15 protein-coding genes are annotated in these 12,478 nt (G+C 70.0%); 6 read left to right on the top strand and 9 right to left on the bottom strand.

The annotated features are described in order from the left end of the window. The first annotated feature begins 90 nt into the window (after positions 1 to 90). A complete protein-coding gene (locus tag IEZ19_RS37120) occupies positions 91 to 1,710 on the top strand; it encodes a purple acid phosphatase family protein (RefSeq protein WP_308429052.1) in 1,620 nt (539 codons plus the stop codon). 147 nt (positions 1,711 to 1,857) lie between these two features. Here the strand turns inward: IEZ19_RS37120 and IEZ19_RS51465 are convergent, their stop codons facing one another. After that, positions 1,858 to 2,094 carry an integrase core domain-containing protein gene (locus IEZ19_RS51465; RefSeq protein ID WP_373297115.1) on the bottom strand — a complete coding sequence of 79 codons (237 nt, stop codon included), beginning with the start codon at positions 2,092 to 2,094 and terminating at the stop codon, positions 1,858 to 1,860. Between the two features lie 116 nt (positions 2,095 to 2,210). Between IEZ19_RS51465 and IEZ19_RS37115 the strand changes: the two genes are divergently transcribed. Further along, complete coding sequence (locus IEZ19_RS37115; RefSeq protein WP_189315797.1) at positions 2,211 to 2,909, top strand: hypothetical protein; 699 nt, start codon at positions 2,211 to 2,213, stop codon at positions 2,907 to 2,909. A gap of 165 nt (positions 2,910 to 3,074) precedes the next feature. Beyond that, complete coding sequence (locus tag IEZ19_RS37110; RefSeq protein WP_189315796.1) at positions 3,075 to 3,371, top strand: hypothetical protein; 297 nt, start codon at positions 3,075 to 3,077, stop codon at positions 3,369 to 3,371. Between the two features lie 67 nt (positions 3,372 to 3,438). Here the strand turns inward: IEZ19_RS37110 and IEZ19_RS37105 are convergent, their stop codons facing one another. Both IEZ19_RS37105 and IEZ19_RS37100 read right to left on the bottom strand, forming a co-directional pair. Further along, positions 3,439 to 3,603, bottom strand: coding sequence for a hypothetical protein (locus IEZ19_RS37105; protein ID WP_189315822.1), 165 nt, complete (start codon positions 3,601 to 3,603; stop codon positions 3,439 to 3,441). A 330-nt stretch (positions 3,604 to 3,933) separates the two neighbouring features. Continuing rightward, the gene (locus IEZ19_RS37100) at positions 3,934 to 4,149 is read right to left on the bottom strand and encodes an oxidoreductase (protein WP_229841274.1); all 216 of its coding nucleotides are present in this window, start codon (positions 4,147 to 4,149) and stop codon (positions 3,934 to 3,936) included. Positions 4,150 to 4,307: 158 nt separating this feature from the next. Between IEZ19_RS37100 and IEZ19_RS53790 the strand changes: the two genes are divergently transcribed. Next, the gene (locus IEZ19_RS53790) at positions 4,308 to 4,739 is read left to right on the top strand and encodes a hypothetical protein (protein ID WP_189315795.1); all 432 of its coding nucleotides are present in this window, start codon (positions 4,308 to 4,310) and stop codon (positions 4,737 to 4,739) included. A gap of 12 nt (positions 4,740 to 4,751) precedes the next feature. Here IEZ19_RS53790 and IEZ19_RS37090 read toward each other — a convergent pair whose 3' ends face one another. Further along, positions 4,752 to 5,009 (bottom strand): DUF6545 domain-containing protein, encoded by a 258-nt coding sequence (locus tag IEZ19_RS37090; protein ID WP_308429053.1) that lies wholly within the window; start codon positions 5,007 to 5,009, stop codon positions 4,752 to 4,754. 14 nt (positions 5,010 to 5,023) lie between these two features. On the opposite strand from IEZ19_RS37090, the gene IEZ19_RS37085 reads away from it, so the two are divergent. Further along, a complete protein-coding gene (locus IEZ19_RS37085) occupies positions 5,024 to 5,341 on the top strand; it encodes a hypothetical protein (RefSeq protein WP_189315821.1) in 318 nt (105 codons plus the stop codon). Positions 5,342 to 5,435: 94 nt separating this feature from the next. Here the strand turns inward: IEZ19_RS37085 and IEZ19_RS37080 are convergent, their stop codons facing one another. Continuing rightward, complete coding sequence (locus IEZ19_RS37080) at positions 5,436 to 5,969, bottom strand: nucleoside-triphosphatase (protein ID WP_189315793.1); 534 nt, start codon at positions 5,967 to 5,969, stop codon at positions 5,436 to 5,438. 124 nt (positions 5,970 to 6,093) lie between these two features. Between IEZ19_RS37080 and IEZ19_RS37075 the strand changes: the two genes are divergently transcribed. Continuing rightward, entirely contained in the window at positions 6,094 to 6,546 is a 453-nt protein-coding gene (locus IEZ19_RS37075) for a YbhB/YbcL family Raf kinase inhibitor-like protein (protein ID WP_189315792.1), read from the top strand. 60 nt (positions 6,547 to 6,606) lie between these two features. Here the strand turns inward: IEZ19_RS37075 and IEZ19_RS37070 are convergent, their stop codons facing one another. Genes IEZ19_RS37070 through IEZ19_RS37055 form a run of 4 tightly spaced genes read right to left on the bottom strand, consistent with a single transcriptional unit; the run spans position 6,607 to position 12,274 of the window. Next, complete coding sequence (locus tag IEZ19_RS37070; RefSeq protein WP_189315791.1) at positions 6,607 to 9,669, bottom strand: coiled-coil domain-containing protein; 3,063 nt, start codon at positions 9,667 to 9,669, stop codon at positions 6,607 to 6,609. A 47-nt stretch (positions 9,670 to 9,716) separates the two neighbouring features. Next, positions 9,717 to 10,373 carry a hypothetical protein gene (locus IEZ19_RS37065; protein WP_189315790.1) on the bottom strand — a complete coding sequence of 219 codons (657 nt, stop codon included), beginning with the start codon at positions 10,371 to 10,373 and terminating at the stop codon, positions 9,717 to 9,719. Beyond that, a complete protein-coding gene (locus IEZ19_RS37060; RefSeq protein WP_189315789.1) occupies positions 10,366 to 10,983 on the bottom strand; it encodes a hypothetical protein in 618 nt (205 codons plus the stop codon). Before IEZ19_RS37060 ends, IEZ19_RS37065 begins: the two co-directional genes overlap by 8 nt. After that, on the bottom strand, positions 10,970 to 12,274 hold the full coding sequence (locus tag IEZ19_RS37055; RefSeq protein WP_189315788.1) for a hypothetical protein: 1,305 nt from the start codon (positions 12,272 to 12,274) through the stop codon (positions 10,970 to 10,972). The genes IEZ19_RS37060 and IEZ19_RS37055 overlap by 14 nt, the downstream gene beginning before the upstream one ends. Positions 12,275 to 12,478: the final 204 nt, after the last annotated feature.

Here is a 12,478-nt window from a genome sequence, read left to right as displayed (position 1 = left end):
GCCGCCGAGCGGTGGCTCAAGGGCGCAAGGTTCACGTTCCATTCGCTGCGCGCTCACCTGCCGTCACGGTTGTGGCGGGAACGTACGGCCGTGAATTCTGACGAAAAGCTGTTTGCATCGTTCATGTCGCGCCGCGGCGTACTCACCGCCACCGGGGTCGCCGGTGCGACCCTCGCGGTCGGCCCACTGCTGGGCGCTGGCCCCGCCGCCGCAGCCGCGCAGGACAAGACCCCGGCACAGGCCGGGGGGGACGGCCCGGCCTCGGTGCTGGGCGTGCCGGCCGCCGACCCGGTGAACACCCCCGCGGTCAATGGCCTGCACCTGCAGTTCGGTTCGGACGCGTCCGCCGAGGTGGTCGTCTCCTGGCACACCCTGCGGCCGGTGAAGAACGCGCGGGTGCTGCTCGGCAACGCCAAGGGCGCGTACACCCACACCTTCGGCGCGGAAACGGTCAGCTACACCGATGCCAAGTCGGGCCAGGACGTCTACGCCCACCACGCTCACCTGACCGGCCTGCGCCCGGACACGGACCACGTCTACCTGGCTGCCCACGACGGCGCCCAGCCGGAGTTCGGGTCCTTCACCACCGCGCCCAGGGGCCGCACCGCGCTGCGTTTCACCAGCTTCGGCGACCAGGGCACCCCGACCCTGGGCAAGCTGTCCAACGGCACCTATGTCAACGACAACCTGGGCAGCCCGGCGGCCGGCAACCTGCCCGCCGGCGTGGAGCGGGTGCGTCCGCTCTTCCACCTGTTCAACGGCGACCTGTGCTACGCCAACCTGGCCACCGACCGGGTGCGCACCTGGTCCGACTTCTGGGACAACAACACGCGCAGCGCCCGCTTCCGCCCCTGGATGCCGGCCCCGGGCAACCACGAGAACGAGCTCGGCAACGGCCCGATCGGCTACCAGGCCTTCCAGACCTACTTCGCCCTGCCGCGGCAGGACGGCCAGAGCGACACCACCCGCGGCCTGTGGTACTCGATGACCGCCGGTTCGGTGAAGGTGATCTTCCTCGCCAACGACGACGTCTGCTACCAGGACGGCGGCAACAGCTATGTGCGCGGCTACTCCGGCGGTGCGCAGAAGAAGTGGCTGGAGAAGGAGCTGAAGGCCGCCCGCGCGGACCGCGGCATCGACTGGATCGTGGTCTGCATGCACCAGGTCGCGATCAGCACCGCCGACCAGTTCAACGGCGCCGACCTGGGAATCCGCCAGGAGTGGCTGCCGCTGTTCGACCGGTATGGCGTGGACCTGGTGGTCTGCGGCCACGAGCACCACTACGAGCGCTCGCACCCCGTCCGCGGACAGCAGCAGAATGCCACGCTGACCCCGATCCCGGCCGCCACCCGGACCGACGTCATCGACACCACCCAGGGCACCGTGCACATGGTGATCGGCGGCGGCGGCACCTCGGCCCCCTCCAACCAGCTGTTCTTCAACCCGCCGGCCTGCCGGGTGATCACCTCGGTCACCGCCCCGGACTCCAGCACCGGTAAACGCTCCCCGGTCTACACCCGCGAGGACGCCCCCTGGTCGGCGGTCCGCGACGCCGCCAACTCCTACGGCTTCGCCTCCTTCGATGTGGACCCGGGCAAGCCCGGCGGCCTGACCACGATCACGGTCACGTACTACGACGTGACCGGCACCCAGGGCGAAATGAAGCCCTTCGAAACCTTCACCCTCCAGCGCCCCCGCCGCGACGCCTGACGCCTCGCAGCGGCATACGGCACCTGACCATCGCCCCGGCCCGCACCCGCTGGCCGGGGCGAGCGGTCGCTCCACGGCCGAGATGCTGCTCCGGCGGCCGCCATCGGCCCACGCCCTGGTCAACAACACCCTGTGGGGCTCGGAGAGTCATCGTTGCCACTCAGGTCGCGTAGCGGTACTCGTTGATGACGCCGCCGAGGACGCGGCTGCGTAGAAGTCTGCGCGTATCGAAGTCGTGCACGGTGGCGGGTGTTGGACCGAGTCGGGTGGCAGCTGACTGCGGGCCCGATGAGGCCGATGGGCGTTGTAGTGCTTCTTGTAGGTGGCCAGGACCTGTCGGGCGTGGGCCTCGCCCATGAAGGGGGATGTGATCGAGGGCCTCACGCCGGATGCTACCGATGATCCTCTCTCGAGTTTCGCCCTTTTCGCAGGGTCGCTTGGGTGGTTGGGCTGCTGGCGTTTGGGCCCTGTGGCCTTGGCGGCGGCCGTAGGGTGGGACTATGGATGAGCGGCTTGTAGCGCAGGTACAGCACCTAGACCAGCAGGGTCGGTCGGCGAAGGCGATCGCCAGGACGCTGGGGGTGGGCGTCAGAGATGTCGTCGGGGTGCTCAACGGCGCCATGCAGGTCTCGGCGCCGGGTCGTGGCGAGCCGCGTTGCTGGGTGAACGCCGGCTGGAGCCGCAGTGTGGATCTTGAGGGTGCGCCGCAGTGGACAGGCCTGGACCCTGGGGCTTTTGACGCCGAGGAGGTGCGCGGCCTTGTCGCCGTGCTCGTCGCCGCGGACAGCGCGCGCTCCGCGAAGGCCCAGGTTGCCGGGTTCCTGCTGGATGTGTGGTGCCTGGGGGTGAAGAACGCGCTGCCTCCGGAGCCGATGACCCCGAGTCAGCTGGCTGCGCACCGGCACGCCTACTTCAGCGCCTTCGAGGGGCATGTGCAGGTTCCCGCCGAGCTTGTCCGCGCCCTGGTGTTCGGCGCCGCCGACTACGCCCGCGAGCTCGGGTTCGCTCCCGAGGCGGACTTCGATGCCGCCGCCGCTGTGCTCGGTGAGCCTGCCGGCCCCAGCCCGATCCGCTTCGGTCGTGACGGCAAGCCCTTCTACGTCAACGGCCCCTATGACGATCCCGAGGCGATCGTGCGGAGTTTGCGACACGCCGTCGGCGACGACGGCTTCCACTACACCGTCGCCTTCCCCGAATAGCTGCAACGGCGTCCGCTGTTCCGGGCGCGCCGGTAGCCGTCCGGGGCGCGTGAGTCGCCAGACGATCACCCCGGCGGGTGACGGGCCGGTTGGTTCGGGCTGTTTTCAGGCCGGACGGCGGCAGCATCAGCGGTGTGGCGACCGCGCCGGGGAGGGGACCCGCCAATGCTTCCGAGTTCGCCGGTACCGGCGTCCTTGCTGGCTGTGCTGGAGACACTGCGTGTGTTCACCGCGCCGAGCTTCGCGACCTTCACTGCGATGGTGACCGGGCTGGTCGCGCAGACCGGGCCCGGCACGGTGACCGGGATGCTCACCGGGGCGGGCCTGGCCCGCGCCTGGCCGCACGACCGGGCCCGCTCCTTCTTCTCCCGGGCGAGTTGGAGCGTCGAGATCCTGGGGACCGCGCTGGCGGATCTGATCGTAAGGACGCTGCTGCCGCGCCAGGCGATCTCGATCGCGTGAAGGGCGACGACGGTGGGGCCGATGCGGTTGGTGCTGCACCGGGCCTTGCGGAAGATCCGCCACTGCTTCAGGCGGGCGAAGGCGCGTTCTCCGAGTGAGCAGACTGCAGGTGTGACAGCCGTGTGCGCTGCAAGGCCCAGCCGAGGTTGTCTCGGGCGACGAGCCAGTTCTCCGGTTCGACCTGGCTGAAGGCGCGTTCGGCCCGGTCGGCTTCGTAGCGGGCGCGCTCCACGGCGAGTTCGGCGGCGCGGTGGGAGCGGTGGTGCCGTTGGCGGACGTCCTTCGACGAGCGCGTCGCCGGGGCGGCTGCGCATGGACTCGATGTCGCCGTAGACGGCCCGGTGGTGTTTGTGCCGCAGCCATCGACGTGCCGGACCATGTGGTGGAGTTCGTATGCTGGGCGGTTGAGCCGCCGGAGAGCACGCTGCCGGCGTACGGCTCGGAGCGGGTGGCCAAGAGCCACCGGAGCACGGTCCGCCAGCGGTGCGGGGTGCGCTACGACGGGTCGAACCGCCCGGGGCAGCGCAGTCGCGGAGCGTGTGCTCTCGTACGCTTCTTCGGGTCAGGAAGCCTCGGAGAGCGTGGGGTAGTCGATGTAACCACGCTCGTCGCCGCCGTAGAACGTGTCGTGGTCGCCTTCGTTCAGGGGAGCGCCGAGGCGGAAGCGTTCGGGAAGGTCCGGGTTGGCAATGAACGGGCGGCCGAACGCGACGAGGTCGGCCTTGCCGGCGGTGAGGGCCTCCTCGGCGGTCTCCCGGGTGAACTCACCGTTGGTGATGATCGTGCCGGAGAACGCCGAACGTGACAGTGCGGTGGGGCCGCCGACGTGGTCCAGGCCCTGCGGCGGGCTGGTCTACGTGGTCTCCACCACGTGCAGGTAGGCGAGGCCGATTCCGTCCTGGAATACCTGTGGTCCTCGGCGTGGTGTTTCACACCATGGGCGACAAGGCCGCCGAGGACTGGGTCGCCACCCACGCCCTGGCGATCCTCCACGGCGATGCCGCCGAAGTCGCCGACGCCCTCCACACCCAAGCCGACCAGGCAGAGCTGACCGCAGAACAACGCCACGGCGCCGATGTGTGCGTCCGCTACCTGCGCACCAAGAGCGAGCTTCTCCGCTACGACCAGGCCCTTCAGGCCGGCTGGCCCATCGCTATCGGGATCATCGAGGGAGCCGCGCGGCATCTGACCGACCGCCTCGACATCAGCGGCGCCCGCTGGGGCCTCGACGGCGCCGAAGCCGTCCTCAAACTCCGCGCCGTCACCGCCAACGGCGACCTCGACACCTACTGGAAATATCACGTCGCCGCCGAACACCAACGTCTCTACCCAGCCAGTGACCAGGAAAGATTCGCCTTCACTGCATAACGACACCCTCACTCAGAACGAGCCGCACCCGGTGGCGTGGTCGTAGGCGTGGCCGCGCAGTTCCGGAGGCGCATGGTCGGCGAGGGTGAGGATCGCGTCGCGGATCTCGATGGTGCGCCAGTACAGGCGGTCGTGGGTGCTCCGGGGATCAGTCGTGTCAGCGAGCCGGGTCGGCGGGGTGTTGAGTCGGATGTCCGGGACGGCGTCGGTGAGCGTGCGCCACAACGGGTACAGGCTGACGAGCTGCCAGTGGGCTCGGCCGCGGGCGATGACCCGGGGGCGCGATGATCATCGCCGACAGCGAGCTGAATTCCCTGCACGCTGGCTACCTCGCCCAGGTCCGCAACGACGCCGACCACCCCGGCTACGTCTTCCTGCGCGACCGGCTCACCGCCGCGGACGGCGTGGCGCCCGGCTCGGTGTTCGACATTGAGTTCCGAACCCGACTGGAAGCCCCTCACTCTCCCGGATGGTGGGCCAGGCTCGTCAACAGCTTGCTGGGTGGCGCCACTTCTGCTTCCTCGTTTCCTGTTCAGGGCAACCCTATTGGGTCCCTGTCCGGAAACTTCGGGGCACCCCAGCGCTCTTCTTCCGACGACTGATGCGGTCGGCCCGATGCGCAACTTCGGTACGACTGGTGGGACCGGCCCGATGAGCAACTCTGGTGGAGCCACGGCCCTGCCGAGGTGACGGTCGTCATGGCCCCCCAAGCCGGGCAGCCAGTTCCTCGGGGAGGGTATCCCGACTGGCCAGGGTCACTTGGACGAGGGTGACGTCAGGGCGCTGCTTGAGGGCGTCGGTGAACGGGTCACTGTGCACGTGGACTGTGGCCACGATGTCGATGTCGGACTCGAACAGGCACCGGACTGTGTCCTGGAACGCGGTGCACGCCAGCTCCATACGCCCGAGCTCGTCGATCAGCACGAGATCTCCATGAGCGGCTCGCGCCGCCGCTGACCTGAGTGGCGGCAGCGCGAGCCGCTCCATGACACCAAGATCGACGCCGTACCGGCCCACCCGCGGTGGACCCGGGAAGTCGACATGGGCGAGCACGGCTCGCTGACCGCCCTTAAGCGTTTCCAGCGCGAAACCGCTCCGGGTACCGCCGTGCCGGATCTCCTCCGTGGTGAAGCCGACAACCCTACGGGTGCGCAGAAGGGCGGCCAAGCGGCGGACAACGGTTGTTTTGCCCGAGCCGGGGCGCCCCTCGAGCAGGATTCTCGTCGGCATCGTGTGCTCCGAATCAGGTCACTCTTACGAGTTCCCGGTGCGCTGGTCGGCGTACTCGGCCAAATGGGGTGTTTGGCCTGCTTGGGCTGGTGCCGGCCGTGCTGTTCCGGGTAGGGCCGCGCGTATGACTGGAATTGAGCTCAGAAGCGTGGCGTTCGGCGACCACGCGGCGATCCCTCGGCGCCACAGCGGGGAGGGCGATGACGTCTCGCCACCCCTGACCTGGTCGGCGGTGCCGGACGGTACGTCGGAGTTGGTCCTGCTCTGCGAGGACCCTGACGCCCCCGGCGGGACGTTCCTGCACTGGCTGGTCACCGGTATCGATCCGGGGAGTACTGGTGCGGCGGAGGGGGAGCCGCCCCCTGGCGGCCAGGAGTGGCCCAACGGTTTCGGCCGGACCGGCTGGGGCGGTCCGATGCCTCCACCGGGGCACGGGGCGCACCGCTACTTCTTCCGTCTGTGGGCCGTGTCGGAGCCGCTTCCCCTGCACGGCCGGCCGACAGCCGCCGCAGTGCATCGTGCTGTGAAAGGCCGGGAGTTGGCGAGCGGCACGCTCGTGGGCACATACCAACGCTGACCACCGTTGTGGGCGCTGGATGTTCGCCGGGCGCCTTTCGGGTCGCGGGTGCTGCATTGCTCACCACCAGGCGCGCCCGGCCAGCAGGGTGTCCATCGTCAGCTCGACGCGCTCGCCGTTGGCGTCGTAGCCGAACATGCGGGTGGGGGCGTTGAGCGCCTCGGTGTGGCTGGGATAGGTGAAGTAGAGGAGTTCGCCGCAGTGTTCGGCGGCGTCGTCCAGCAGCGACTCCTGGCAGGTGCCCAGTACCGTGATGCCGTGTTCCTGCGTGCTCCTGGCCAGGGCTCCGAGGACCTCCTGGCGATGGTGCGCGCCGAGGGAATCGCCCAGTTCGTCGAGGATGAGCACGCGGCCGAGTGGATGGGGCGAGGCGAGGAGCGCGGCCAGGACGAGATGGATGGAGAACAGCTTCTCCTGCGCCGAGTTGGTGACGTTGTCGTAGGGCAGCAGGGGACCGTGGGGACTACGCCGCCAGTACGGTGTCACTTCACAGCGCCACACGTCCTGCAGGGAGGGCGGCGGGTTGAGCGCGCGGTGGAGTTCGGCACCGTACAGGCCGGCATCGCGGTTCAGCGTGGCGAGGGCGTCTTCGATGTCGTCCAAGGCCTGTCCGAGCCGCAGGGCGATGCTGCCTTGCATGGTGCGCAGGCTTTCGCGAAGGTCGGCGACCATCTGCTCGCCGAAGGCGATCCGGTCGGCGCGCCCGGCGCGCTCGACGACGATGCGCTGGGCGGCCGAGGCGTCGGAGTCGGCGAAGCGGTCGAGCCAGTCCTGCAGAGCGCGGGCAGGCGCTTCGAACGCGGTGGCATCGGCGACCGGGCGGCCGGCACTGTCGTCACCGAGATTGCTGTGGCGCCGGACGGCGTCCTGGAGTGCGGTGGTCGGCGCGCCTGCACCGGTTTCGGTGTCGATACCGACCGCTTCGAAAGCGTGGTCGAGGTGACGGCCGGCCCGCTGGCGCAGGGTGCTCTCGGTGCGGCGTTCGGGTTGCGGGGTTTGCCCGCCCACGACCGGGGGTGAGGTCGTGGGCCGGCGCAGGGCGCGCAGGGCGGCTTCGCGGCTGCCGCCGTGCTCCTGCCAGTAGATGATGTCGAGAGCGGCGAACTGCTTCTCCAGGGCCGCGTGTTGTTCGGCGGCCTGCCGTTCGACCGACCGGGCCCTGTCGATCACGCTCTGGGCCTGGACGTGCTGCAGAGCACGGGTCGCGTGGGCGACGACCGCTTGCTGCAGGGCGCTCTCGGCAGCGTCCCTTGCCTGCTTGCGCCCCGCGGTCCTGCGCTGGAGAGTGGCGAGTTCGCGTTCGAGCGCGGGGCGCTGCGACCGCAGGCGAGCGGCGAGAGCGATGGCCTCCAGACGGCGGACCAGTTCGTCGCTCTGCGCTTCGGCTTCCCTGGCCTGGTCACACAGCCGGTGCGCTGCGGCGAGGTCCTGCTCGGCCCCTGCCACCTCGGTGCGAAGGCGGTCGACGATGGCGGCCCGGCCGGTGAACGGTTCGGTGAACCCGCCCAGCACACACAGGCCGAGGGCGTCATCGACCGCGGTGTCCGGGTTGTGTTCCAGGCGCATGCGCGTGGCCAGGGCATCCAGGAAGCCCCGCACGGGGTCGCAGCCATGTCCGTCCGTATCGTTGGGTACGGCGATCAGGACGGCGCCCGGCTGGTCGGCCAGGACTCTGCGGGCGGCGGGGACGTCGGATGACCTGATGCACACGGCGTCGCCGTACAGCGCCAGGCGCGGCTCCCATGCGGAGCGCTCCGCGCGGGGCAGGCCGAGCCCGTCGAGCAGGCCCGTGGCGCTGATTCCCGCCGTGCACAATGTGCTGATCGTCCGTCCGGCGGCGCCATAGCGTCCTTCTTCGGCCCGGGAGAGGTCGTCGCGGGCGCATTGAAGCCGCGCGCCGGCCTCGCCCAGGCGGACCTCGCAGGCGACCGTGCGCTGATGGGCCCGTTGTGCCTCATGGCGGGCATCGTCGAGATCCCCCCGGGCCCCGGCCGCGGCGTCCTCGGCTTCTTGGAGAGCCTGGTTGTGCGAGGCGAGCCGGTGACGTGCACGGCACTCGTCGTCATGGGCCTGATCCAGCAGCCGCTCGGCGGTCTGCTTGGCGAGTTCTGCCCCGTCGCGCTGGTGCTCCAGGCGGGTAGGGTCCTCGAGCGCGTGCTGAACGGCTTCGGCTGACGCACGCTCGTCCCGGGCTCGCGCGAGCGTCTCGGCTTGATCGTCCAGCGCCGCTTGCAGCTGCTCGGCACGCTCAAGAGCGTCGAGCAGCCCGCGGGCGTAGTGGAGGGCCCACAGGTCCTGAGCGCGGGCGAGTTCCTCGCGTGCGCTGCTGCGCTGGGTGACGGCGCGCAGGGCTCGTTCCTCGATCGCGTGACTGTCGGCGTCCTCGGTCAGGCTGGTCTGCAGCTCGTGCTCCGCTTCGCTCAGGTCATGGCGCAGGGAGGCGTCGGTATCGAGCAGAGAGGCGCGGCCGGTGAGCCCGATCAGTGCGGTGCCGATGCCGGCGGGGGTGAACAGGCCGGTGTCGAGCTTGAGCAGCGATGGCCCGCCGCGCCGTTTGCCCCGGGAGGTCAGGAAGGCCAGGCAGCGGGGGACGGGTCCGTACAGGGCGGTCGCGTACTGGGTGGCTCCCAGTGAGGACGCCGAGGGCAGTCCGCGGTAGATCTCGGCGGACTGATGGTGGCGTTCGTCGTCGTCCTGGGCGGTGGCCAGGTGAACGCCGGGGGCGTGCCGGACCTCGACATAGGTCGGAGTGGCAGACAGCTTCATCCATACGGTATAGGCGGTTCCGGCGACGTCGTCCGGGGCGGCGAAGAGCCCGGCGATGTAGCCGCTGGTCGCCGGTGCGTAGCCCTGGGCGGCCACCCCGGCGGTCTGCGGCTCGAAGAGCAGATCCGCGACGGTGGCCGGACCACTGCTGTGCATCCGCCATTCCGGATCGCCCAGGAGCAGGGCGACGGACGCTAGCCAGCTGGTCTTCCCGGACTCGTTCGCATCCCTGGGCCCTTTTCCGGAGACGGCGACGAAGCAGCCCGGTATGAGCCCGACCGCGGTGGAGGGATGCCGGGCGATGTCGAAGGTCTGGACGCACAGCAGCTGCCGGTCGCCGATGATCCCCAGGCTCATTGGGGCATCGTCCGGGGGCTGCGCTTGGTGCGGCGGGGTGAGGGTGATCATGGTGCTGTCTCGTGCGAGGGGCCGGGCCCGCGGCCGGGATGCGGCTGCTCCCGGCGGCGCCGGCGGATGGCCCGTGCGTACATGGAGTCGGGCCGGGTGACCAGTACCAGGTCCTCCCACAGCCGGGCGGACTGTGCGTCGGTGAGACGCAGCAGCGCCGGGCCGGGCAGCAGGGTGCGGTGGAAGCCCTCCCGCAGCAGGCGGCGTGCCTTGAGGCGGCGTACCGCCGGACGGAGCTGCTCGTAGGTGAAGTGCGGGTTGGCGTACAGCTCCTCGACGCTGGTACCCGGCCCGTCCGTGAGCCAGGAAGCCGAGCCGTGCACGCCGCGGGCTCTGGGAGCCGCCACTGTACGCAGCAGCACCAACACCAGCACCGCCCGCTCCACAGGGGGCAGGACCCCGATGCCCTCGGCGGCCAGGCGCTCGGCCACGCTGTCGTCGTAGCCGCTGGTGAAGCCCTTCGTCCCGGGGTGCTCGCGGATCAGCAACACGCGACCTAGCGCGGCCAGGCGGCGGGCGACAACCGCCCGCAGCGCATCGCTCTGCAGCGCGGGAAACGCCTCGCGGGGCACGAGCCCGTCGGTGGTTTCCACCGCGGCGACGGCGGCCTGGACCTGTGCCTCGTCGGGGTCGGAGAGCGGCGCCTCATTCATCCTCGTCCTCCCACATCGGCGGGGCCTCCTCGGCCTCCCACGTCGGCGGAGCAACGTCGGGGCCCGGCAACAGGTCGTGGAAGCGCCGCATGGTCTCGGCGAAGGTGTCGGGCAGCGCGGCCACCGCCGGCCCCAGCCGCAGCCGGCGACCTTCGCGGACGATCAGCAACAGCCATTGCAGTTCGCCGTCGAGCGCGGCCTTGGCGAAGTTCACATCCAGTCCGATGTCACCGGCCACGTCCAGGATCTCGGCCCGCTCGAAAGGACGGCCCGGGTACAGGGGCTCGCTCGGGTTCGGCCATGCCTGGGCCAGACACAGGGCAAAGGTGAACGTCTGGGTCTGGGTGAGCCGGGTGACGGGGTAGGTGCCCAGTTCCTCGGGAACCGGAGTCTCCGACCAGCCCAGCACGAGTGCACGGCCGGTCGGGCCCGGAGGGCCGACGGCACCGGCCGGTGTGGGCCACGGGCCGTCGCACTCCACCAGACTGCGCCCTGCGACATGAGCCACCTCGTCGGCCTGCGCCACAAGGCTCGCCGGAAGACGGTCACGGGGGAGTGCGCCGCTTGCCCGGGCGGCGGCGAGGACCAGCGCCGCGTCAGGGTTCTTCATCACCTTGCTCGCTTGCCACCAGGGCCGGCGACCGAGGGACCGCCGGGGTGTGTGTACGGTGCACCGTGACCGGGTGCAGGTGGGTCACCCACGCCTCGCGGTCGATGATCAGCTCGGTGCCCATCTCCAACCGGTACGGGGCGTGGGGATCGGCATCGAGCATGATCAGGTCGGTAAGGAGCCGGACGGCTCGCGGCCACCGCGAGCGACGCAACTCCTCCGTCATCTCGGCCCGGTCCTGCTCCAGGAGCATGCGGTCGGCGGCCCGCTCGCGCCGTGCCCGTTCCCGTGCCGCGCGCTCGGCCACCGCGCCGAACGGATCCCGGTCGGCAGAGCCCTCGGGCACCGGGGGCCGGTAGCGCACCCGGTGACGAGGCACGAACGCCTCCAAGGCGTCCACGACAGCCCCGGCGTCGAGCCAGACCTGCGGCGCATCCGCCACCAGCGCGAGGCCGGCCTCCGCGAGCTGCTCCGGCGGGGCGTTCCGGGCAGCCTCCAGGTACTCCTCGGCCGACAGGACATCGAAGTCCAGTGTCGTCCCGGCGCGGTCCAGTACACGCAGCAGAGCCTGTGCGGCCCAGTGAGCGTACCGCTGCTCGGCCTCGACCATGACGAAAGCCTTGTGGGCGAGGTCGACGTCCTTCGGGAAGTGGCGGTTCACATCGTGATTCAGGCGCAGGACCCGCTGGTCCAGGTCCTGATGGTGGTACTGCCACTGGTCCTCCATCAGCTCCTTCAGCGTGCCGTCGAGAACCAGCGCTTCCAGCTGCACGGCGAACGTCTGGAACACCCACTGGCAGAACACGATGTTGTGGGCGACCGCCTCACGGTCGGGGTGGTCGCGGTCGAGAAGTTCCTGCGTACGGTCCAGCAGGGCGATCAGCTCATCGATGCCGCCGCGGCTTTCCAGCCGGTCGCAGATCATGAGGAAGACCGTGCCGAGCGGATGGAAGGAGTGCCGCAACTGGTGCTTCTTGGACCGGTGGGGACGAATGAGCCGCTCGCTCTCGAAGACTTCCCACCGGGACTCGAATGCCTCCATTGAATAGGCGGGAGAGGCGTGCTGCGTGATCCACTCCCACACCTGGGTCTTCGTAGCCCCGCCCTGAGCGCTGTGAGCAGCGAATCCTTCCGCGATATCCCGGGTGATCCGCAGATGCACACGATCGGTGACCGTGCCCCCACTGTGCCGGGCAGCCGCCCCCACAAACGTCCGCAGGTTGTCCGACTGCTGTGCGTCGCTCAGCCGCCGGTCTGCGTCAACATGGGTGTCGTCGTGCACGGGACTCACGCCGGTGCCCCCTTCACACAGGGCCTTCCGTGTCATCATCCCCACATCACGTCCGGCTGCTCAAGAGGATGCACGCCCGCCGACAGGGGGCCGGGACGCTGGCGGACGGCCTAGGCCCGGTTGAGGCGCCCGTCCTGCGGTTGGCTGGCAGGGTTGGCGCCGGTCGCTCGGTGCTCGTTGTGACTGCTGAATCGCCTGACAGTG

The sequence above is a fragment of the Streptomyces brasiliensis genome (assembly GCF_014647875.1).
GTDB classification, from domain to species: domain Bacteria; phylum Actinomycetota; class Actinomycetes; order Streptomycetales; family Streptomycetaceae; genus Streptomyces; species Streptomyces brasiliensis.
The sequence above is the reverse complement of the archived record's forward strand: the minus strand, read 5'-3'. Positions and strand labels throughout refer to the sequence as shown.

What these genes read in the sequence shown, in the direction of transcription:
- IEZ19_RS37110 (WP_189315796.1), top strand. Translation starts at nt 3,075, where the DNA reads ATGCTTCCGAGTTCGCCGGTACCGGCGTCCTTGCTGGCTGTGCTGGAG.
- IEZ19_RS37070 (WP_189315791.1), bottom strand. Translation starts at nt 9,669, where the DNA reads ATGAGCCTGGGGATCATCGGCGACCGGCAGCTGCTGTGCGTCCAGACC.
- IEZ19_RS37060 (WP_189315789.1), bottom strand. Translation starts at nt 10,983, where the DNA reads ATGAAGAACCCTGACGCGGCGCTGGTCCTCGCCGCCGCCCGGGCAAGC.
- IEZ19_RS37115 (WP_189315797.1), top strand. Translation starts at nt 2,211, where the DNA reads ATGGATGAGCGGCTTGTAGCGCAGGTACAGCACCTAGACCAGCAGGGT.
- IEZ19_RS37080 (WP_189315793.1), bottom strand. Translation starts at nt 5,969, where the DNA reads ATGCCGACGAGAATCCTGCTCGAGGGGCGCCCCGGCTCGGGCAAAACA.
- IEZ19_RS53790 (WP_189315795.1), top strand. Translation starts at nt 4,308, where the DNA reads ATGGGCGACAAGGCCGCCGAGGACTGGGTCGCCACCCACGCCCTGGCG.
- IEZ19_RS37065 (WP_189315790.1), bottom strand. Translation starts at nt 10,373, where the DNA reads ATGAATGAGGCGCCGCTCTCCGACCCCGACGAGGCACAGGTCCAGGCC.
- IEZ19_RS37075 (WP_189315792.1), top strand. Translation starts at nt 6,094, where the DNA reads ATGACTGGAATTGAGCTCAGAAGCGTGGCGTTCGGCGACCACGCGGCG.
- IEZ19_RS37085 (WP_189315821.1), top strand. Translation starts at nt 5,024, where the DNA reads ATGATCATCGCCGACAGCGAGCTGAATTCCCTGCACGCTGGCTACCTC.